At 52.5% G+C, this 20,830-nt stretch carries 16 protein-coding genes and 1 pseudogene; 7 read left to right on the top strand and 10 right to left on the bottom strand.

The window, feature by feature from the left end; translation table 11 throughout:
* Position 1 precedes the first annotated feature (1 nt).
* The 3 genes from pqiA to rlmKL are packed head-to-tail and all read right to left on the bottom strand — an operon-like array spanning position 2 to position 5,297.
* Entirely contained in the window at positions 2–1,255 is a 1,254-nt protein-coding gene (gene pqiA / locus ACOTXL_RS21425; protein ID WP_022650739.1) for a membrane integrity-associated transporter subunit PqiA, read from the bottom strand.
* A 13-nt stretch (positions 1,256–1,268) separates the two neighbouring features.
* On the bottom strand, positions 1,269–3,176 hold the full coding sequence (locus ACOTXL_RS21420) for an ABC transporter ATP-binding protein (protein ID WP_045350158.1): 1,908 nt from the start codon (positions 3,174–3,176) through the stop codon (positions 1,269–1,271).
* A gap of 12 nt (positions 3,177–3,188) precedes the next feature.
* The gene (rlmKL, locus tag ACOTXL_RS21415; protein ID WP_003858171.1) at positions 3,189–5,297 is read right to left on the bottom strand and encodes a bifunctional 23S rRNA (guanine(2069)-N(7))-methyltransferase RlmK/23S rRNA (guanine(2445)-N(2))-methyltransferase RlmL; all 2,109 of its coding nucleotides are present in this window, start codon (positions 5,295–5,297) and stop codon (positions 3,189–3,191) included.
* A 98-nt stretch (positions 5,298–5,395) separates the two neighbouring features.
* On the opposite strand from rlmKL, the gene ACOTXL_RS21410 reads away from it, so the two are divergent.
* On the top strand, positions 5,396–6,505 hold the full coding sequence (locus ACOTXL_RS21410; RefSeq protein ID WP_003858174.1) for a YcbX family protein: 1,110 nt from the start codon (positions 5,396–5,398) through the stop codon (positions 6,503–6,505).
* Here the strand turns inward: ACOTXL_RS21410 and zapC are convergent.
* Both zapC and pyrD read right to left on the bottom strand, forming a co-directional pair.
* The gene (gene zapC, locus ACOTXL_RS21405; RefSeq protein ID WP_045350160.1) at positions 6,502–7,044 is read right to left on the bottom strand and encodes a cell division protein ZapC; all 543 of its coding nucleotides are present in this window, start codon (positions 7,042–7,044) and stop codon (positions 6,502–6,504) included. The genes ACOTXL_RS21410 and zapC overlap by 4 nt on opposite strands.
* Before the next feature lie 166 nt (positions 7,045–7,210).
* A complete protein-coding gene (pyrD, locus tag ACOTXL_RS21400; protein ID WP_015570907.1) occupies positions 7,211–8,221 on the bottom strand; it encodes a quinone-dependent dihydroorotate dehydrogenase in 1,011 nt (336 codons plus the stop codon).
* A gap of 248 nt (positions 8,222–8,469) precedes the next feature.
* Here pyrD and ssuE point away from each other — a divergent pair, with 248 nt between their 5' ends.
* The 5 genes from ssuE to ssuB are packed head-to-tail and all read left to right on the top strand — an operon-like array spanning position 8,470 to position 12,710.
* Positions 8,470–9,045: an NADPH-dependent FMN reductase gene (ssuE, locus tag ACOTXL_RS21395; protein ID WP_003858180.1), complete on the top strand. Its 576-nt coding sequence runs from the start codon at positions 8,470–8,472 to the stop codon at positions 9,043–9,045.
* The gene (locus ACOTXL_RS21390) at positions 9,038–10,000 is read left to right on the top strand and encodes a sulfonate ABC transporter substrate-binding protein (protein ID WP_032657957.1); all 963 of its coding nucleotides are present in this window, start codon (positions 9,038–9,040) and stop codon (positions 9,998–10,000) included. Before ssuE ends, ACOTXL_RS21390 begins: the two co-directional genes overlap by 8 nt.
* Entirely contained in the window at positions 9,997–11,142 is a 1,146-nt protein-coding gene (gene ssuD, locus ACOTXL_RS21385; protein ID WP_017384817.1) for an FMNH2-dependent alkanesulfonate monooxygenase, read from the top strand. The genes ACOTXL_RS21390 and ssuD overlap by 4 nt, the downstream gene beginning before the upstream one ends.
* Before the next feature lie 9 nt (positions 11,143–11,151).
* The gene (gene ssuC, locus ACOTXL_RS21380; protein ID WP_003858185.1) at positions 11,152–11,943 is read left to right on the top strand and encodes an aliphatic sulfonate ABC transporter permease SsuC; all 792 of its coding nucleotides are present in this window, start codon (positions 11,152–11,154) and stop codon (positions 11,941–11,943) included.
* The gene (gene ssuB / locus ACOTXL_RS21375; protein WP_003858186.1) at positions 11,940–12,710 is read left to right on the top strand and encodes an aliphatic sulfonates ABC transporter ATP-binding protein; all 771 of its coding nucleotides are present in this window, start codon (positions 11,940–11,942) and stop codon (positions 12,708–12,710) included. The genes ssuC and ssuB overlap by 4 nt, the downstream gene beginning before the upstream one ends.
* A gap of 103 nt (positions 12,711–12,813) precedes the next feature.
* Here ssuB and pepN read toward each other — a convergent pair whose 3' ends face one another.
* The gene (pepN, locus tag ACOTXL_RS21370) at positions 12,814–15,426 is read right to left on the bottom strand and encodes an aminopeptidase N (RefSeq protein WP_022650731.1); all 2,613 of its coding nucleotides are present in this window, start codon (positions 15,424–15,426) and stop codon (positions 12,814–12,816) included.
* A gap of 415 nt (positions 15,427–15,841) precedes the next feature.
* Here pepN and ACOTXL_RS21365 point away from each other — a divergent pair.
* Positions 15,842–16,086: pseudogene (locus ACOTXL_RS21365) on the top strand (DinI-like family protein).
* Positions 16,087–16,344: 258 nt separating this feature from the next.
* Here ACOTXL_RS21365 and ACOTXL_RS21360 read toward each other — a convergent pair.
* From ACOTXL_RS21360 to ACOTXL_RS21345, 4 genes are all read right to left on the bottom strand, one after another.
* Positions 16,345–17,271 (bottom strand): RNA-guided endonuclease InsQ/TnpB family protein, encoded by a 927-nt coding sequence (locus ACOTXL_RS21360; RefSeq protein WP_039271176.1) that lies wholly within the window; start codon positions 17,269–17,271, stop codon positions 16,345–16,347.
* Positions 17,272–17,419: 148 nt separating this feature from the next.
* Positions 17,420–18,886 carry a flagellin gene (locus tag ACOTXL_RS21355; protein WP_032665395.1) on the bottom strand — a complete coding sequence of 489 codons (1,467 nt, stop codon included), beginning with the start codon at positions 18,884–18,886 and terminating at the stop codon, positions 17,420–17,422.
* 768 nt (positions 18,887–19,654) lie between these two features.
* Positions 19,655–20,077, bottom strand: coding sequence for a hypothetical protein (locus tag ACOTXL_RS21350; RefSeq protein ID WP_032665393.1), 423 nt, complete (start codon positions 20,075–20,077; stop codon positions 19,655–19,657).
* A 115-nt stretch (positions 20,078–20,192) separates the two neighbouring features.
* Entirely contained in the window at positions 20,193–20,741 is a 549-nt protein-coding gene (locus ACOTXL_RS21345) for a recombinase family protein (protein ID WP_045350188.1), read from the bottom strand.
* Positions 20,742–20,830 lie beyond the last annotated feature (89 nt).

Raw genomic sequence — 20,830 nt, 5'->3', positions numbered from 1 at the left:
CTTACTCTTCCTCATGGCTTGAATCGGGCTCACGATCCCACGATAAACGAGGGTCGAAGGTCATGGCCGCAAACATGGTCATAATGACGACCAACGCAAACATCAGCGCTCCCATAGCGGGATAAATACTCATCAGCCCACCCATACGCACCAGCGCTGAGAGAACCGCAATCACGAACACGTCAATCATCGACCAGCGGCCAACAAATTCCACGACCTCATAAATCAGATGCATGCGCTCGCTGTCTCGCTTACCGTGCCCTTTTGCATCCCAGCAAAGCCAGGCAATGGCAATCATCTTTAAGGTCGGAACCATAATACTGGCGAGGAATATGACGCCTGCTACAGGGTAAGATCCCTCGCTCCACAGCAAAATCACCCCAGCCAGTATGGTCGAGGGCATTCTGTCGCCGAGCAAATCGGTGATCATGATCGGCAAGATATTGGCGGGCAGATAGAGCATGACAGAGGTCACCAGCAGCGCCATGGTCCATTGCAGGCTATTTTTGCGCCGGACGTGACCTTTTGTTTCACAGCGCGGACACACCTCGACATCCGCGGGCAGCACGGCGGTGCAGCACGAGCAGGAGCGAAGCCCCTGACGGATACCCGGTACGCCCACCTTTACCGTCTGCGAGAGCGTCGGCGCCGGGGCAATATCGTCCCAGGCCCAGCGTCGGTCCACGCACTGGAACGCGCGCAGTTGCAGCACGCAGTACAGACACCACGGAATAAAGCTGCTGCCAATCCCCACATCGCCGTAGGCCATCAGCTTCACGAAGCTGACCAGGATACCCGCGAGAAAAATTTCCGCCATCCCCCAGCTTTTCAGCTGGAACAGGATCCGCGCGAGTTTGATTTTAAGGGCGGTGGGCATCCTGACGCGATTGACCAATAGCAGAATGACGACCAGGCAAAAAGCCGGGACGATCTGCACGAACAGAAGAAAGAAGGTGCCAAGGCTGGCGTAATCTTCCGAGAACATCACGCCAGGAATTTCCAGTAAATCTACCTGGCTTACCATCCCACCCACTTTCATAGAGATAAAAGGGAAGAGATTGGAGAGCAGTAACATGAACAGGGCTGCCAGCGCGTAAGCCGTAGGACGCTGCCTTGGCGCGTCCCACTCGGTCGTCAGCGTAGCGCCGCAGCGCGGGCAGGCAGCCTTATGTCCGTGACCAAGCTCTGGCAACGCCACGAGCATATCGCATTGCGAGCATAATATATGCCGATCGGCATGGTGCTGGTCACACATAGATTATCCCTGTTTATGCGCCGTTTTTCAGAGACTCAAGGTACTCCCAGCGCTCAAATGCCTCTTCCAGCGCCTGTTCAGCCTGGGAGAGTTCAGCCAATACTTTCTGAGTATAGTCGTGAGGCTGCGTAAAGAATGACGCATCAGCGACCTGGATTTGCAGTGCTTCCAGTGCCGCTTCCAGCTCTTCCAGACGCTGCGGCAGCCCCTCCAGCTCGCGCTGCAAGTTATAACTCATTTTAGCAGGAGACTTTTTGACAGTTTCTGCTTTCGCAACAACAGGTTCAGCGACATTTTTGGTCTTCGCCTGTTTTTGCGCCAGCGACTGCGATTGCTGTCCACGCGCGTCATGATAGCCGCCTACATATTGCCCGATGCCTCCTTCGCCTTCGAAGATCCAGCACTCGGTCACGGTGTTATCGACAAACTGACGATCGTGGCTGACCAGCATCACGGTTCCCTGATAACCATCAATCAACTCTTCCAGCAGTTCCAGCGTTTCGACATCCAGATCGTTAGTCGGTTCATCGAGAATCAATAAGTTACTGGGTTTCAGGAACAAACGCGCCAGCAAAAGACGGTTACGCTCACCGCCGGACAGCGCGCGCACCGGCGTCATGGCGCGTTTCGGGTGGAACAGGAAGTCCTGAAGGTAGCCCAGCACGTGACGCGGCTTGCCGTTAACCATGACCTCCTGTTTGCCCTCAGCGAGGTTATCCATCACCGTACGGTCTGGATCCAGCTCTGCGCGGTGCTGGTCGAAGTACGCCACTTCCAGTTTGGTACCGCAGTGGATACGACCGCTGTCGGCCTGGAGCTGACCGAGCATCAGTTTCAGCAGCGTGGTTTTACCGCACCCGTTCGGGCCGATCAGCGCAATTTTGTCGCCGCGCTGAACCTGAGCGGAGAAATCGTTCACCAGCACTTTGCCGTCAACCGAATAATTCACGTTCTCCATTTCGAAGACAATCTTGCCCGAGCGGGACGCCTCTTCAACCTGCATTTTGGCGCTCCCCATGACTTCACGGCGTTCGCTACGTTCGCGGCGCATCGCCTTCAGGGCGCGAACGCGGCCTTCGTTACGGGTACGACGGGCTTTGATGCCCTGACGGATCCAGACCTCTTCCTGTGCCAGCTTGCGGTCGAACTCGGCGTTTTGCAGCTCTTCGACGCGCAGGTTCTCTTCTTTCTCCAGTAGATAGGTATCGTAATCGCCCGGATAAGTCACCAGCTTGCCGCGGTCGAGGTCGACAATGCGCGTGGCCATATTGCGGATGAACGAACGGTCGTGGGAGATGAAGATAATGGTGCCGTTAAAGGTTTTCAGGAACCCTTCCAGCCAGTCAATCGCTTCGATATCCAGGTGGTTCGTCGGTTCGTCCAGCAGCAGCACCTTAGGCCCGCTCACCAGGGCACGGCCCAGCGCCGCTTTACGCAGCCAGCCGCCGGAGAGCGCCGACAGCTCCATATCCGCTTCCAGGCCAAGCTGGGCCAGCACTTCATTAATGCGGTTTTCCAGCTGCCACAGACCGTGGTGATCGAGCATCTCCTGCACTTTTGCCAGCTCGTTGAGATTCTTGTCGCTCGGGTCCGTCATCACCAGATGCGAAATCTCGTGGTAACGCTTGAGGTATTCCGCCTGCTCTGAAATCCCTTCGGCCACAAAATCGTAAACGCTGCCGGTGACGTTACGCGGCGGATCCTGTTGCAGACGAGAGACGATCAGATCCTGCTCGTAAACAATACGGCCGTCATCCAGCCCCTGCTCACGGTTGAGGATTTTCATCAGCGTCGATTTACCTGCGCCGTTACGGCCCACCAGACAGACGCGCTCGTTATCTTCGATATGCAGCTCTGCATTATCGAGAAGCGGTGAGTCGCTGAAAGAGAGCCACGCACCGTGCATACTAATTAAAGACATTTATTTTTCCTTTCAGACCGCGGAAATCAGCCAGCAGTTGTGGATTTGACGGTTACGGGCAAAGTCCTGAGACAGCGTTTTTTGGCTGATTTCTTGTGCTTTCAGTCCCAGTTCGGCCAGGCCGTCGTGATCCATGCGGAATCCGCGCTTGTTGTTCGAGAACATAATGGTGCCGCCTTTACGCAGCAGGCGTTTCAGGTCGGTCATCAGGCGCAGGTGATCGCGTTGAACGTCAAAGCTATCCTCCATACGCTTGGAGTTAGAGAAGGTCGGCGGATCGATAAAGATCAGGTCAAACTGCTCGTCGGTATCGCGCAGCCAGCCCAGCACGTCGGCCTGTAACAGGCGATGCTGACGACCGGTTAAGCCGTTAAGACGCAGGTTGCGCTCTGCCCACTCCAGATAAGTTCGTGACATATCTACCGTGGTGGTGCTACGCGCGCCGCCAAGCCCCGCATGAACGCTGGCGCTGCCGGTATAGGAGAACAGGTTCAGGAAGTCTTTGCCCTTGCTCATCTGGCCCAGCATGCGGCGGGCGATACGGTGGTCGAGGAACAGACCGGTATCAAGGTAGTCGGTCAGGTTAACCCACAGGCGCGCGTTATATTCGCCCACTTCGATGAAGTCACCCTTCTCGCCCATCTTCTGATACTGGTTTTTGCCTTTCTGACGCTCACGGGTTTTCAGCACCAGCTTGTTTGGCGAAATGCCGAGTACGGCGATGGTGGCCGCAATCACATCCAGCATACGCTGACGCGCTTTTTGCGCATCGATAGTTTTCGGCGGGGCGTATTCCTGAACCACTACCCAGTCCGCATAGCGGTCAACCGCCACGTTGTATTCCGGCAGGTCAGCGTCGTACAGGCGATAACATTCGATGCCTTCCTGCTTTGCCCACTTCTCAAATTTCTTCAGGTTTTTGCGCAGGCGGTTGGCGTAATCTTCCGCCACGCCTGACGGTTTGCTATCCGCCGCTATCTCTGCCAGATGGTAGTTTTTCTGCACGCAGTCCAGCGGGCCGTTTTTCGCCTTGAACTGGCGATCGGCACGCAATTGCAGGCAGCTCAGCAGCTCCGGCGAGGCGCTAAACAGGGAGAGGTTCCAGCCGCCGAAATGCGCTTTCATGTTGCGGCCCAGCAGGCTGTGCAGTGCAATCAGCGCCGGCTCGCTGTCCAGACGCTCACCATACGGCGGGTTGCTGATCACCGTACCGTACGGGCCTTTTGGCAACGGGTTGGTCAAGTTCGCCACGTCTTTCACCTCGAAGGTGACCAGCTCGCCGATACCGGCACGACGGGCGTTGCTGCGCGCACGTTCAATCACCCGTGCATCGCTGTCCGAACCGTAAAAGTGAGAGGTGTATTCCGCCAGCCCTTTACGGGCGCGGGTCTGCGCATCGTCTTTGACCTCTTTCCAGATGGCCTCATCGTGCTGTGCCCAGCCTTTGAAGCCCCAGTGGCCGCGGTGCAGCCCTGGCGCACGGTCGGTGGCCAGCATCGCGGCTTCAATCAGCAGCGTACCGGAACCGCACATCGGATCGAGCAGCGGCGTACCTGGCTGCCATCCGGAGCGCATCACGATAGCGGCAGCCAGCGTTTCTTTGATCGGCGCCATCCCGGTGCGATCGCGATAACCGCGTAGATGCAGGCCTGCGCCGCTCAGATCAAGGGAAATACTGGCCGTATCGCCGTTCAGCCAGACGTTGATACGCAGATCCGGGTTTTCACGGTCAACGTTCGGACGTTCTTTATTACGACGCGTGAAGCAGTCCACAATGGCATCCTTAACGCGCAGGGCACCGTACTGGCTGTTGCGGATCTCATCGTTGACGCCGTTGAAATGCACCGCAAAGGTGGCGTCCGGGGTGAAGATCTCTGTCCAGTCGATCATCTGTACGCCGGTGTAGAGATCAAGATCGCTGTAGACCTTGCACTCTTTCATCGGCAGCATGATGCGCGACGCCAGACGGCTCCACATCAGGCTCTGGTAAATAAGCCGCGTGTCGCCCTCAAAATGGACACCACCCTGAACCACCCGGCACTCTTTCGCGCCCAGGGCTTCCAGTTCAGTTTTTAACAGCTCTTCCAGCCCACGGGCCGTACTGGCAAACAGAGAATTCATATCGTCACTTTTACTCATAGAAAATTGTCGCGCATTATAGCTAATATGGCGTGTATGTCATAAAGTTGAAGGCTTATTTTCTTTAGCGGGAGTGTGTAGTGGCGACGTTATCCAGGCTTTTTATTCATCCGGTGAAATCGATGCGCGGTATCGGCGTGACTCACGCGCTGGCCGATATGAGCGGATTCGCCTTCGATCGTATTTTTATGGTCACCGAGCCTGACGGTACGTTTATCACCGCACGTCAGTTCCCGCAGATGGTTCGCTTTACGCCTTCCCCGCTTCATGACGGGCTGCATTTGACCGCGCCAGACGGTTCAAGCGTCGTGATCCGCTTTGCTGATTTTGCGCCGCTTGATGCGCCAACGGAAGTGTGGGGCAATCATTTTACCGCGCGTATCGCGCCGGATAACATTAACCAGTGGCTCAGCGGCTTTTTCTCCCGTGACGTTCAGCTGCGCTGGGTTGGGCCTGCGCTGACCCGTCGCGTGAAGCGCCACGATGCGGTTCCCCTCTCCTTCGCGGATGGTTTTCCCTTTCTGCTGACCAGCGAGGCCTCGCTGCGAGATTTACAAAAACGTTGCAAAGCCAGCGTGCAGATGGAGCAGTTTCGCCCGAATCTGGTGGTGACCGGAGCGGAGGCCTGGGATGAAGATACCTGGAAAGTCATCCGCATCGGCAGCGTTATTTTTGACGTGGTGAAACCGTGCAGCCGCTGTATTCTCACCACCATTAGCCCGGAGAAAGGCCAGAAGCATCCTTCCGGTGAACCGCTAAAAACCTTGCAGTCATTTCGCACCGCGCAGGATAAAGGTGATGTCGACTTCGGCCAGAACCTGATCCCCCGCTCCAGCGGTGTGATCCGCGTGGGCGACGAGATCGAGATCCTTACCCGCGGGCCTGCCAGGGTGTACGGCGCAGGTCAGGAAGAAGAGATGGTTGACGTGGTAACCAACGTCGCTTCCGCGGTGGATATTCACTGGGAAGGCAAAGTTATCCGTGGTAACAATCAGCAGGTGCTACTGGAACAACTGGAACAGGCGGGTATCCGCGTACCGTATTCCTGTCGCGCGGGGATTTGCGGATGCTGTCGCATTAAACTGGTCGATGGTGAAGTGAGTGCCCTGAAGAAATCTGCGATTGGCGGTGACGGCACGATCCTGTGCTGTAGCTGTGTCCCGAAAACATCCGTACAGCTGGAAGCTTAAACCGCCTGTTCGAGGCTGAAGGAATCAACGCGCAGCTGTGGCTTCAGCCTGTCGTTCATCACTTTGATGGCATCACCTAACTGCATAACTCGCCCGGCAATGGTCACGCCGGGTTGGGCCAGCAAACAGAGCGCAGCGTTTTCACCGGGTTCAACCACCAGCAAATTCACCTCCTCTTCGGTATCGCTCAGATTGACGCTCGCCGCATCGCCGATAGCCGGGGTCCAGCTCATGCCGTGCGCAAGGAAATGCCAGCTTTTCGGCATTTGCGGTTTCAGGAAACGGATCGCCACCAGTGCATTTAATACTAGTTCAGCGCGCTGTTCTTTGGAGAGATCGAACTCGCGGCATTTTTCTTCGAAAGAGAAATAGAGTGCAGCATCGTCAATGCAAAAGCCTGAGGGAGCAAACGCGTCTGGCGTTAACATTCGGCGCGCAAAACGAGAGCGAAACAACATGCCATTGGCTAAGTCGAGCATCATACGGTCATGCTCTTCACAAAAATACCAGCGCCAGTTATCGTCAGGTTTAATTCGCATGTTTCTCTCCCGTCCCCTAAACGTCCTGTAGTAAAAATGTCCTGTTTGCCGCTTCGCTTATAACACTAGTAATAAAAGACTATAATGTCTAAATAAGCAACAATGACGGAATATAAAACAACCAGGGCTGGAAATAAAGCCCTGGTTGTCTGATTAAGAGAAAAGATTAGATATGCGTGACGATTTCTTTAATCAGCGGCGGCCCTTTAAAAATAAAGCCGGAATAAATTTGCACCAGCGATGCGCCTGCCGCCATCTTCTCACGTGCAGCGATGACGGAGTCAATGCCACCCACGCCAATAATCGGCAGCTGGCCTTTTAATTCCGCGGAGAGTGCGCGAATAATTTCGGTGCTTTTTAATTGTACCGGACGGCCACTTAATCCACCCGCTTCGTCACAGTTTTTCATTCCCTGAACGAGAGAGCGATCGAGTGTCGTATTGGTCGCAATCACACCATCAATATTATGGCGAACTAAACTGTCGGCAACCTGGATCAATTCTTCTGCCGAAAGATCCGGGGCGATCTTAACCGCGACCGGAACATATTTATGGTGGATCGCCTGTAGCGCCGTTTGTTTATTTTTAATGGCGCTAAGAAGATCGTCGAGCGCTTCGCCATATTGTAATGAACGCAGCCCTGGGGTGTTAGGCGAGGAAATATTCACCGCAATATAACCGGCATAGGCATAGACTTTTTCCATACAAATCAGATAGTCATCTTTACCCTGCTCGACCGGCGTGTCTTTATTTTTGCCAATATTTATACCCAGCACGCCATCAAAATGGGCTTTCTTAACGTTCTCAACCAGATGATCGACGCCAAGGTTATTAAAGCCCATGCGGTTGATCAGCCCTTCGGCTTCAACCAGGCGAAACAGACGTGGCTTGTCATTTCCCGGCTGCGGACGCGGCGTTACCGTCCCGATTTCGATCGAGCCAAAGCCCATCGCACCGAGTGCATCAATGCATTCGCCATTTTTGTCCAGACCGGCCGCCAGGCCCAGTGGATTTTTGAAAGTCAGGCCCATGCACTGAACTGGTTTTTCCGGCACGTTTTGACGCACCAGCGCGGCCAGAGGCGTTCCTGTAATACGGCGTAACTGCTGAAATGTAAATTCATGAGCGCGCTCAGGATCGAGCTGGAAAAGGGCTTTACGAACGAAGGGGTAGTACATGAACTCTCCTGGATTCCCGGTGTGCAAACCGGGAGGGGATTATGTGCGATCCCGCCCGGAAAGGGAATTGACCTGTGGCAAAAAAGCCACGTAAAACGCAATCGTTTACTTATCGGTTCGCTTCTTATGCATTTTTCTGCATTCATCCTGAGGATAAATCATTTAGTGGAATAACCACGCAATGTCACACTCCTGAAAATTGTTATGAATGTTAGATAAAAGCAAACAATTAGTTATAAGGAGCAACCATGCGCGTCATTACCCTGGCCGGAAGCCCCCGCTTCCCCTCTCGCTCCAGCGCACTGCTGGAATACGCTCGCGAAAAGCTTAATGCTCTGGATGTCGAAGTGTGTCACTGGAATTTGCACAATTTCGCGCCTGAAGATCTGCTCTACGCCCGTTTCGACAGCCCGGCGCTGAAAACCCTGATCGAACAACTTAAGAGTGCTGACGGGCTGGTCGTCGCGACACCGATTTATAAAGCTTCTTTTTCCGGCGCACTGAAAACGCTCCTCGATCTGCTGCCCGAACGTGCGCTGGACGGTAAGGTCGTCCTGCCGCTGGCCACAGGCGGTACGGTAGCCCATTTACTGGCGGTGGATTATGCCCTCAAGCCGGTTCTGAACGCGCTGAAAGCACAGGAGATCCTGCATGGCGTCTTCGCTGACGACTCACAGGTAATCGACTACCAGCATAAACCGCATTTCACGCCGAATCTGCAAACCCGCCTCGACAGCGCGCTTGAAACCTTCTGGCACGCCCTGAATCGTCGGGATCGCCACGCGGCGGCATTTCATCAATCACAAGGAGTGGCGCATGTTTAAAACAGTTACCCGTATCGGGCTGGCAGGTCTGCTGGCAGTGGCGTCGCTGGCTCAGGCGACGGAAAAAGCGCCGGAGAGCCTGCGTATCGGTTATCAGAAAGGCAGCGTCAGCATGGTGCTGGCGAAAAGCCATGCGTTGCTGGAGAAGCGTTTCCCGGAGACCAAATTCTCATGGGTCGAGTTCCCTGCCGGACCACAGATGCTGGAGGCGCTGAACGTCGGGAGTATTGATTTAGGCAGCACCGGCGATATCCCGCCGATCTTTGCGCAGGCTGCCGGGGCGGATCTGGTTTACGTTGGCGTTGAGCCCGCCAAGCCGAAGGCAGAGGTTATTTTGGTGCCCGAAAACAGCGAGATCAAAAGCGTCGCCGACCTCAAAGGCCATAAGGTTGCTTTCCAGAAAGGTTCAAGCTCGCACAACCTGCTGCTGCGCGCGTTGCAGGAGGCCGGCCTAAAATTCACCGATATCCAGCCCGTTTACCTGACGCCTGCCGATGCGCGCGCGGCGTTTCAGCAAAAAAATGTTGATGCCTGGGCTATCTGGGATCCGTACTACTCCGCCGCACTGTTGCAGGGCGGTGTGCGGGTGCTGAAAGACGGCACCACCCTGAAGCAGACCGGTTCGTTCTACCTGGCGGCACGTCCTTACGCTGAGAAAAATGGCGCCTTTATTCAGCAGGTGCTGGATACCTTCTCTCAGGCCGATGCGCTGACCCAAAGCCAGCGTCAGCAGAGCATCACGCTGCTGGCAAAAACCATGGGCCTGCCTGAACCGGTGATCGCCACCTATCTTGACCACCGTCCTCCCACCACCATAGCGCCGGTTGACGCCCACGTTGCCGCTCTCCAGCAGCAAACGGCAGACCTCTTTTATCAAAACCGCCTGGTTCCAAAGCAGGTGAATATTCGCGAACGCATCTGGCAACCCGCTGGCATTGAAGGAAAAAAATCATGAGTCTGAATCTTTTCTGGTTTTTACCCACCCACGGTGATGGACACTATCTTGGCACAGAAGAAGGCGCCCGCCCGGTCGATCACGGCTACCTACAGCAGATCGCCCAGGCGGCAGACCGCATCGGTTTTACCGGGGTGCTGATCCCGACGGGCCGTTCATGTGAGGATGCGTGGCTGGTTGCCGCGTCAATGATCCCCGTCACCCAGCGCCTGAAATTCCTGGTAGCCTTGCGCCCGAGCGTGGTGTCGCCCACCGTCGCGGCGCGTCAGGCGGCAACGCTGGACAGGCTTTCCAACGGCCGTGCGCTGTTCAACCTTGTGACGGGCAGCGATCCGCAGGAGCTGGCGGGGGATGGCGTTTTCCTCGATCATACCGAACGCTATGAAGCCTCCGCAGAGTTCACCCGCGTCTGGCGACGTCTGCTGGAAGGGGAAACCGTCACCTTCGAAGGGAAACATATCCACGTTCGCGATGCGCAGCTCTACTTCCCGCCGGTACAGCAGCCGCGCCCTCCCCTCTATTTTGGCGGATCGTCGGACGTGGCGCAGGAGCTGGCGGCCGAGCAGGTCGATCTCTATCTGACCTGGGGCGAACCACCGGAGCTGGTGAAAGAGAAAATTGCTCAGGTACGCGCTAAAGCCGCAGAACATGGCCGTACGGTACGCTTTGGTATTCGCCTGCACGTGATCGTCCGCGAAACCAACGACGAGGCCTGGCAAGCCGCCGACCGTCTGATCGCTCATCTGGACGACGACACTATCGCCAAAGCACAGGCGGCGTTTGCCAAAACCGACTCCGTGGGCCAGCACCGGATGGCCTCCCTGCACAACGGCAAGCGTGAAAATCTTGAGATCAGCCCGAACCTGTGGGCCGGGGTGGGTCTGGTGCGCGGCGGCGCCGGCACGGCGCTGGTCGGCGACGGTCCAACCGTAGCGGCACGCATTAATGAATACGCGGCGCTGGGGATCGACAGCTTTATCCTGTCTGGCTACCCGCATCTGGAGGAGGCGTACAAGGTGGGTGAACTGCTGTTTCCGCACCTGGATGTCGCTATCCCGGAAATTCCGCAGCCACGCCAGCTTCAGTTACAGGGCGAAGCCGTGGCGAACGCGTTTATCCCGAGAAAAGTCGCGCAAAGCTAAGGAGCCACCATGTCTGCAACCGCACAAAAATGGCTACTGCGCGCCGCGCCGTGGTTTCTGCCCGTCGGCATTGTCCTCGTCTGGCAACTGGCGTCTTCAACTGGCTGGCTGTCGAGCCGCATTTTGCCCTCTCCGGAGGGCGTTGTGGAAGCGTTCTGGTCGCTCAGCGCCAGCGGTGAGCTGTGGCAACATCTTGCCATCAGCTCCTGGCGCGCGGTAATCGGCTTTTCGATTGGCGGAAGCATCGGCCTGACGCTGGGGCTGATCAGCGGCCTGTCCCGCTGGGGTGAGCGGCTGCTGGATACCTCCGTTCAGATGCTGCGTAACGTGCCGCATCTGGCGCTTATCCCACTGGTTATTTTGTGGTTTGGCATTGATGAGAGCGCCAAAATTTTCCTCGTGGCGCTGGGAACGTTATTCCCGATTTATATCAATACCTGGCATGGGATCCGCAATATCGATCGCGGTCTGGTTGAGATGGCCCGCAGCTATGGCCTGTCAGGTTTTGCCCTGTTTACCCATGTGATCCTGCCGGGCGCCCTGCCCTCCATTATGGTTGGGGTGCGTTTTGCGCTCGGCCTGATGTGGCTAACCCTGATCGTGGCGGAAACCATTTCGGCTAACTCCGGCATTGGTTATCTGGCGATGAACGCCCGCGAGTTCCTGCAAACGGACGTGGTGGTGGTTGCCATTATCCTTTATGCCCTGCTCGGCAAACTTGCGGACGTCAGCGCCCAGTGGCTGGAACGTAGCTGGCTGCGCTGGAACCCGGCCTACACCGCTCAGGAGGCGAAAGCATGAATACTGCACGACTGAACCAGGGAACACCGTTACTGCTGAACGGCGTGACCAAACGCTACGGCGACAACACCATTCTGAATGCACTGGATCTGCATATTCCTGCCGGACAGTTTGTTGCCGTTGTCGGCCGCAGCGGTGGCGGCAAGAGTACCCTGCTGCGTCTTTTAGCCGGGCTGGAAGCGCCAAACAGCGGTGACATTCTGGCAGGCACTACGCCGCTGGCCACGATTCAGGATGATACGCGCATGATGTTTCAGGATGCGCGTCTGCTGCCGTGGAAAACGGTGATGGATAACGTCGGGCTGGGCCTGAAGGGCATCTGGCGGGAGGACGCCCGGCAGGCACTCGCTGCGGTAGGGCTGGAGAATCGCGCGGGAGAGTGGCCTGCGGCCCTGTCGGGTGGACAAAAGCAGCGCGTAGCGCTGGCACGCGCGCTGATTCATCGTCCCGGCCTGCTGCTGCTTGATGAACCGCTCGGCGCGCTTGATGCCCTGACGCGGATCGAAATGCAGGATCTGATTGAAACCCTATGGCAGACGCACGGCTTTACGGTGCTGCTGGTGACGCATGATGTCAGTGAAGCCGTGGCAATGGCAGACAGGGTGCTGTTAATAGAAGAAGGTAAAATTGGTCTGGATCTGACGGTAGATATTCCGCGTCCTCGCCGCGTGGGATCGGCCCGACTGGGGGAGCTGGAAGCCGAAGTGCTGGATCGGGTGATGAAGCGTGGGGTAAGTGAACGGGTGTTGATTAAAGCTAATGCCTGATGCCCGCACCCCGGCCCTCTCCCACAGGGAGAGGGAGAAAAAACTAAAAAACGGCAACCGAGGTTGCCGTTTTGCTTTTACCTGCCCACCGGGCAATTTTTTATTACGCTAAGGCCTTAGCAATCTTCTCGTACAGATCGCCAGACAGATTTTCCAGCCCTTTCAGCTGCTCAAGCGCGGCGCGCATTTTCGCCTGACGCTGCGCATCGTAACGTTTCAGGCGGATCAGCGGCTCAATCAGACGAGACGCCACCTGCGGGTTACGGCTGTTCAGCTCGGTCAGCATTTCAACCATGAACTGATAACCGCTGCCGTCTTCGGCATGGAACGCGGCTGGGTTGCTGCTGGCGAAGGCACCAATCAGAGAGCGGACGCGGTTCGGGTTGCTCATGGTGAACGAACGGTGCTTCAGCAGGCTACGTACTTTGCTGAGTACATCGGCTGCCGGACTGGTGGCCTGAAGGATGAACCACTTGTCCATCACCAGACCATCCTGATACCACTTGTCGTCGTACTCCTGCATCAGCGCATCGCGGCACGGCAGCTCGGCGGCAACGCTTGCAGCCAGCGCGGCCAGCGCATCCGTCATGTTATCGGCTTCGTGGTACTGCTTGCTGACCAGCGTGTTCGCCAGCTCTGCCTCACCAAACGCCAGATAGCGCAGGCAGGTATTGCGCAGGGAACGTTTACCGATATCCGCGTGTTCCACCCGATACGCGTCCAGCTTGTTGGCGTTGTAAATGGCGAGGAACTCATCTGCCAGTTCGGTCGCCAGCGTGCGGGTCAGCGCTTCACGCACGGCGACGATGGCAATCGGATCAATGATGTCAAACAGCTCGGCGATTTCAGTCGCAGACGGCAGCGTTAAAATTTCAGCCGCCAGCGCCGGGTCAATGTTCTCATCCAGCAGGATGGCACGGAACGCGTCTGCCACATGAACCGGCAGCGTCAACGGCTGGCCCTGCTGGTAACGGTTGACGTTCAGCTTGATGTAGGTCGCCAGCAGGCTTTGTGCCGCATCCCAGCGCGAGAAATCGTTGCGCGCGTGACGCATCAGGAACGTCAGCTGCTGATCGCTCCACTTATATTCGAGTTTCACCGGCGCAGAGAATTCGCACAGCAGGGCAGGAACGGGCTGGAAATAGACGTTATCGAAGATAAAGGTCTGCTCTGCCTGGGTCACGTTCAGCACGTTATGCACCGGGTGACCGCCCTTCTGTAACGGGATCACATTGCCTTCGTTGTCGTACAGCTCAACGCTGAACGGAATGTGCAGCGGATGTTTCTCTTCCTGCTCCGCCGTTGGCGGTGTGCGCTGGCTGATGGTCAGCGTGTACTGCTCGGTTTCCGGGTTGTAGTCGTCTTTGACCGTCACAATCGGCGTACCGGCCTGGCTGTACCAGCGGCGGAAATGAGACAGATCCACGTTAGAGGCGTCTTCCATCGCCTGAACAAAATCGTCGCAGGTGGCCGCACTGCCGTCGTGACGCTCGAAGTAAAGCTGCATCCCTTTCTGGAAATTCTCTTCGCCCAGCAGGGTGTGGATCATGCGGATAATTTCAGCGCCTTTTTCATACACCGTCAGGGTGTAGAAGTTATTCATCTCAATGACTTTATCCGGGCGGATCGGGTGGGCCATTGGGCTGGCATCTTCTGCAAATTGCAGACCACGCATAGTGCGCACGTTGTTGATGCGGTTCACCGCCCGCGATCCCAGATCGGAGCTGAACTCCTGATCGCGGAAGACGGTTAAGCCCTCTTTCAGGCTCAGCTGGAACCAGTCGCGACAGGTGACGCGGTTCCCGGTCCAGTTGTGAAAATATTCGTGGCCGATAACGCGTTCGATATCGAGGTAATCTTTATCCGTGGCGGTATCGGTACGCGCCAGCACGTATTTGGAGTTAAAGATGTTAAGACCTTTATTCTCCATCGCGCCCATGTTGAAGAAATCGACAGCAACAATCATATAGATGTCGAGGTCATATTCGAGACCAAAGCGCGTTTCATCCCACTTCATGGAGTTGATGAGAGAGGTCATTGCCCACGGTGCGCGGTCAAGGTTGCCACGATCCACGAACAGCTCCAGCGCGACTTCACGGCCAGAGCGCGTTTTAAAGGTGTCGCGGAGAACATCGAAATCTCCCGCCACCAGCGCAAACAGATAGCAGGGTTTCGGGAACGGATCCTGCCACTGTACCCAGTGACGGCCATTCTCCATTTCCCCCTCGCCAATCCGGTTGCCGTTGGAGAGCAGGTACGGGTACAGCGTTTTGTCGGCAATAATTTTGGTGGTAAAGCGCGCCAGGACGTCCGGGCGATCAAGATACCAGGTAATGTGGCGGAAACCTTCGGCTTCACACTGGGTACACAGGGCTACGCCTGACTGGTAAAGCCCTTCCAGCGCGGTATTGGCGGCAGGGCTAATTTCATTCACGATGCGCAGGGTAAAGCGTTCCGGCAGGTTGTCGATGACCAGCTGGTTGCCTTCTTCTTTATAGTCTGACCAGGCTTCATCGTTAATATGCAGGGAAACCAGCGTCAGGTCTTCACCATCCAGACGCAGCGGCACGGCTGTCGCGCTCTGGCGCGTCACCTGGCTTACCGCCGTCACGACGGTTTTTGTGGCATCCAGGTCGAAAGTCAGATCGATATCGCTTATCAGGTATTCCGGCGCACGGTAGTCGTGGCGGTATTTAGCTTGTGGCTGTTGTGTCATAGAAAACCTTATGCATCGTTTGTCGAGTAACGATTCAATATATTCCTGTTGTGTAAAACGCGCTATGCAGAATGTTCATCTTTTCAGGCACAACGCCCTTTTTAGCTACATTTTTATAATATGAACGCATAATTTTTAAAATCGATAAAAATCGTCCAGGAGCGCATTAAACAAGGGCTGAGCGAGAACGATGCAAAGCGAGATTTGCGAAGTTTAACGAACTTAACAAGGATTTTTTGCCCCACCCATGCCCCACGACTAATTTCACCAGAGAGCAGACACCATAAGGCTTGTAGACCATTCTTAACATCAAAAAACTTTCAAAGCTGAACTGATAATCCGCCAATTGACTTGACAGTCTTTAGTTCTGGGCTTTAGGGACTGTGTATTTAACCAGTGATTGGCAGTGACTATCATGCGTGTCGAGATCTGTATTGCCAAAAATAAAGCGAGGGCTTTGCCGAAAGACTCCATTAACGCGCTGACTCAGGAGCTGACAAAGCGTCTGAGTACGCATTATGAATACATAGAGATGATCGTCAAGACGGCAAGCAATGATGGCTTGTCCATTGTGTGGCTTAGAAAAAAGGGAATAAGACATATGTACAGGAAGTGTCACAAGAAGCGTTGGAAAGCGCAGATGACTGGTTTACAGGATGATTGAAATTCCTTAGAATCTTCGTCGGTTGCTCTTACATCAACAACCGACGAATTTTTACTTTATGAATTATATACAAAAATCACCAATTAGTATTGGACCAGACGTTGACATTCTCAATGACATCCGAGATTTTTGCTTCAACAGAAGTTAAAAAAACCTTCCTCCACAAACTGAAACGACATGCCCTGCCGCCAATAATCACTTTGATTTATATTAAAAAACGAGTGAAAAATCTCTCAAAGGATATTTAATAAATACTAAGCATCCAGATGAATTATTTTCCCACCTAACCATTCCTGTTTATACAATAATTGCCTAACAAGTTCGTATCTCATACTTGTTGCAATGTTATTTTTATCCGATACAAAATTCTTTACGTTAACCACTTCCACAACTGCGTGTTTTTTGCATATTGTCGTAGTTATCTTATGTATGGCATCCAGTCTGAAACTACCTGACTTTAATCTTATTTTGTCAATTTTCTTTTTATTTTTCAGCCAATTGTTACTGTTTTTAACTTTCCTACTTAACTCTTTATTAAGACGTTTTATTTTTTTTTCATCAACTAGACTAGTAAATTTTTTGACTGAAAGATCGCCCCCCGTGCACAGGGTAACATATCCATCATTGAGTAAAATTCTTGTCTTATCAACTGATGGATGAACCGGATTAGAAACAACCTCCTCAGTATTAAAACTTATGTACCACTTATCAAACTTTCTTGACACTGTAACATTTTTCAAATCTCCAGTGATTGCACGACTTTTACGGTACTTAACCCATCCTAATTTAGGCAATGATACCAAACCTTTTTCTTGGTCTAATCTAACTCTTTGGCATGGGACTCTAAAGGAATCACTGCGGCCTTTCTTTTTGAATCGAGGATACTGTGATCTTCCTGAAAAGAAATTCTGAAAAGCCCTATCGAGATCACGTAATGATTGCTGTAAGCATTGAGATGGACAAAATTTAAGCCACTCCAACTTATTATCATTTTTCCACTCGACTAATAAAGGTGCAAGTTTATTATAGTTCAGGAACGGCTTGCCGTTATTATAGTTTTCGCTTAGGAGAGCAAGGCCTTTATTATAGACAAAACGGCAGGCACCAGCAAAAACCAAAACGTCAGAAATCTGACTTTTACTTGGTTCAAGCAGAAATTTAAATGCCTTTTTTTTGATCATAATAAATCCTATAAGAACAACAAAATCACTGAAAGCATCCTAAGCTAAAAGTGATAATTACTATCAGTGGATTTAGCCACAAAATACATCTTTATTTATTCAATAAAAAAAACCCTGCACTGGCAGGGTTTCGTATATAGGTATTGGATTAGCCTTGCAGCAGAGACAGAACCTGCTGAGGAACTTGGTTAGCTTTAGCCAGAACAGAGTTACCTGCCTGCTGAACAATCTGAGCTTTAGACATGTTGGACACTTCGGTCGCATAATCAGCGTCCTGAATACGGGACTGCGCTTCAGACAGGTTAGTAGTGGTATTGTTCAGGTTGGTTACCGCAGAATTCAAACGGTTCTGTACAGCACCCAGAGAAGAACGGAATTTGTCAATCTGAGAAATAGCCTGATCGAGTTTTTCCAACGGATTCGTGGTTGCTGTGGAAGCCACTGCGGTTAATGCTGCACCATTTTTGAAATCGTGACCGCTGACTTGATCTGCTGCATAATTTTTACCGCCCACATTAACAACGGCAGTTTGTTTATCAACTCCACCTAATTCAACAGCACCAGTAGCAGTTGCACCAGTGGAATCGGTGTATTTAACAGTGTTAACATCAATGGTGGTATTATCAGCACCGTTGTAGTCAGTCTTATACAATTTACCATTGTAAGAAATTGCATATCCAGCGTCAGTGACATTACCTTGAGAATCGGTAGCTGAAACTTTAACTAAAGAAGTATTCGCACTCGTCGCACCTGTAACGTTAGCACCAACGAGAGTCGCGGCTGCAGCTGTAGTATTAATTGCCGTACCAGTTTGAATTTCAGTTACAGTACGGGAACCTACAGGAATACTACCTACAGAGGTCCCTAATGTTGAACTACCTGCTGCCGCTGTTACTTCATAGACACCATCCTCCGATGAATTCGCCGAACCCGAGATTGTTGTATAGTACTTACCAGTTATGTCATCGAAGGATACGGCAGATGCAGTTGCACCTGCACCTAAAGTAGCAACGTTGATTGCGCCAATAGCGGTACCAGAATCGGCGAAACTACTTTTGACAGCAGTAGTTGTTAATGTTGAGGAATTCTGAACATTAAATCCTGATAAACCTAATGTTGAAGAATCGATCTTTTGTAAATCAATATCAATAGTCTGCCCATCATTAGCACCAACCTGGATAGACATTGTCCCGTTTTTGGCCAGTACGTTCACGCCGTTAAACTGAGTCTGACCAGATACTCGGTCAATTTCACTTAAGCGGGATTTGATTTCATCCTGGATGGAAGTCAAATCTGAATCGGAGTTGGTACCGTTCTGCGCCTGAACAGTCAGTTCACGAACACGCTGTAAGTTGTTGTTGATTTCGGACAGTGCGCCTTCGGTTGTCTGCGCCAGAGAGATACCGTCGTTTGCGTTACGTGCAGCCTGAGTCAAGCCTTTGATGTTAGAGGTGAAGCGGTTAGCAATCGCCTGGCCCGCTGCGTCGTCTTTAGCGCTGTTGATACGCAGGCCTGAAGACAGACGTTCGATGGCTGTAGACATTGCCGACTGGTTTTTATTGATGTTGTTCTGAGTGATCAGCGAGAGGCTGTTGGTATTAATGACTTGTGCCATGATAGTAATTCCTGTTTGACTGAACTTAATTTAAGTATACGGCTTCCACCATTAGGCTCCTGCGCCGCTATGTTCACTATCGGCAAAGTACTCTGGACCTTTAGAAGAAAAAGTGAAAAATCGTCCCCATCTACTTTCAGACACCAAGCGAAAGAGGACTGTATGCTTGTGATGCATTGTGATAAGTTCGTTCCCCCCCCCTCAACCCACCACGATAAAGCCACATAATTCAATATGTTGAGCGTCGTAAGTAAACTATCTCGTTTGACAGGCCAGCTCCCTCTTCTAAACCTCTAATCTCTTCATTTCTCAGCACTCAACAAGCCAACATAACCCCATGCTCCGATGATAAGACCTATACAAGGCAAAAATGCTTAGCTACCTCATCGGACGCCACCTTGGTTTATCTGTCTTTTTTAGTAGGTGTTTGAAAGATGGTTTTACATTACAGTTATTCTCTGTCTAATACATGAACCGGAGATTTGTTCAATGAATGTTTCTGCCCATTTTGTTATAGTCTTAAACCTTGCATGCGCTGCTTTATTATTCACTCTGCTCAATGCCCGGTTTGATTTATTCTGATCAGGATCTCATTTTACTTACTTGAAATCCCTCCTAAGATTCATGCAAGTACATTTCTTAAATCCGATCGAGTAGTCAATCGACAATCATCAGGGAGAATAATGACTTGATAAAGGACGTGCTCATAGACCATCGCCCTAACCTTCCATACACAGGTGGGTATGTAGTGTATGAACCCCCGTCCAACTAGTTCCTTCCGATTACCCTTAAAGCACTTTTCATGGTGATGTTTTTCCTTGTTACATATTTGGATGCTTGTTTTAAGGCATTATTCATTGCTATTACAGTCACAGGTCTAGCCAGCCCTTTAACTCGATTTGATCTACTCTGGAAAACATAAATATCAGAAGGATTGCAATCCTTTCTGTACGCAATCAACTTAGAAAGCATTAAATTTAATCTAATTGTTCGTGGCTCAAATTTTGGAGTTCCAGCCAAGTGCAGCATGTCATCTTCGATATCGGAATATCTAATAGTAATAACCCTGCTACCTTCAGCACGGAGAGAAAATAATGTTAACCATAAGTCTGCCCATGTTGATGAGATCTTAGACAACCCAAAGTGAATAGCCCTGAACTCTTCAGGTGTTATAGAATCTGTTTTTGCCATGAAGACCGCCAATGCTCAACCTAACCACTTACCAACATTTCAACAACTTTATTACATTCCTTCAATACTTTATTACGAAAATTGGATTAAATGTTTAAAATTTTTTCCTCTGCCACTACCGCGCCGGAAATTTCTTATACAAGGTGCACACCGCAACGTCGTAAATAATCGCCACCTGCTTTCTGTCCACTCCGTTTGCGATCAGCCTGCCAGCCTGCGTCCATTGCTCAGGGGTTAACTTCGGCCGTCTGCCACCTATCCGCCCTTTCTCCCGGGCAGCCGCCAGTCCTGCCCGGGTGCGTTCCACGATTAACTCCCTCTCCATCTCGGCAAGGGCTGACATGATGTGGAATATGAAACGCCCCATTGGGCTGGAAGTGTCGATGCTGTCCGTAAGGCTTTTGAAGTGGATGCCGCGCTGCCGGAGTTCGTCCACCAGCAGTACCAGATTCCGCATGCTTCGCCCGAGGCGATCCAGTTTCCACACCACCAGCGTATCGCCCTCATTCAGCGTTCGCAGAAGCTTTTTAAGCGCTGGCCGGTTCGCTACCGTCCCGCTCATTTTTTCCTCAAAAACCTGTTCACATCCTGCGCGTTCGAGAGCTTGTCGCTGAAGATCTGTGTTTTGGTCATTTGTTGACACCCTTACGTAGCCAATTTGCATATTTTTCACCCAATATTTTCTGCAAAAAAATCAGGTGAAGTTATCGGCATGGCTGCCGCAGGGCAATCTATAAAACGTCGGTTTGGGAA

Source organism: Enterobacter cloacae complex sp. IR5402 (genome assembly GCF_049238125.1).
Classification (GTDB): Bacteria; Pseudomonadota; Gammaproteobacteria; order Enterobacterales; family Enterobacteriaceae; genus Enterobacter; species Enterobacter hormaechei_C.
This window is presented reverse-complemented; position numbering and strand designations above follow the sequence as displayed.

Excerpts from the sequence above, each read along its gene's own strand:
- pqiA (WP_022650739.1), bottom strand. The coding sequence starts at position 1,255 with ATGTGTGACCAGCACCATGCCGATCGGCATATATTATGCTCGCAATGC.
- ACOTXL_RS21420 (WP_045350158.1), bottom strand. The coding sequence starts at position 3,176 with ATGTCTTTAATTAGTATGCACGGTGCGTGGCTCTCTTTCAGCGACTCA.
- rlmKL (WP_003858171.1), bottom strand. The coding sequence starts at position 5,297 with ATGAATTCTCTGTTTGCCAGTACGGCCCGTGGGCTGGAAGAGCTGTTA.
- zapC (WP_045350160.1), bottom strand. The coding sequence starts at position 7,044 with ATGCGAATTAAACCTGACGATAACTGGCGCTGGTATTTTTGTGAAGAG.
- pyrD (WP_015570907.1), bottom strand. The coding sequence starts at position 8,221 with ATGTACTACCCCTTCGTTCGTAAAGCCCTTTTCCAGCTCGATCCTGAG.
- ssuE (WP_003858180.1), top strand. The coding sequence starts at position 8,470 with ATGCGCGTCATTACCCTGGCCGGAAGCCCCCGCTTCCCCTCTCGCTCC.
- ACOTXL_RS21390 (WP_032657957.1), top strand. The coding sequence starts at position 9,038 with ATGTTTAAAACAGTTACCCGTATCGGGCTGGCAGGTCTGCTGGCAGTG.
- ssuD (WP_017384817.1), top strand. The coding sequence starts at position 9,997 with ATGAGTCTGAATCTTTTCTGGTTTTTACCCACCCACGGTGATGGACAC.
- ssuC (WP_003858185.1), top strand. The coding sequence starts at position 11,152 with ATGTCTGCAACCGCACAAAAATGGCTACTGCGCGCCGCGCCGTGGTTT.
- ssuB (WP_003858186.1), top strand. The coding sequence starts at position 11,940 with ATGAATACTGCACGACTGAACCAGGGAACACCGTTACTGCTGAACGGC.
- pepN (WP_022650731.1), bottom strand. The coding sequence starts at position 15,426 with ATGACACAACAGCCACAAGCTAAATACCGCCACGACTACCGTGCGCCG.
- ACOTXL_RS21360 (WP_039271176.1), bottom strand. The coding sequence starts at position 17,271 with ATGATCAAAAAAAAGGCATTTAAATTTCTGCTTGAACCAAGTAAAAGT.
- ACOTXL_RS21355 (WP_032665395.1), bottom strand. The coding sequence starts at position 18,886 with ATGGCACAAGTCATTAATACCAACAGCCTCTCGCTGATCACTCAGAAC.
- ACOTXL_RS21350 (WP_032665393.1), bottom strand. The coding sequence starts at position 20,077 with ATGGCAAAAACAGATTCTATAACACCTGAAGAGTTCAGGGCTATTCAC.
- ACOTXL_RS21345 (WP_045350188.1), bottom strand. The coding sequence starts at position 20,741 with ATGCAAATTGGCTACGTAAGGGTGTCAACAAATGACCAAAACACAGAT.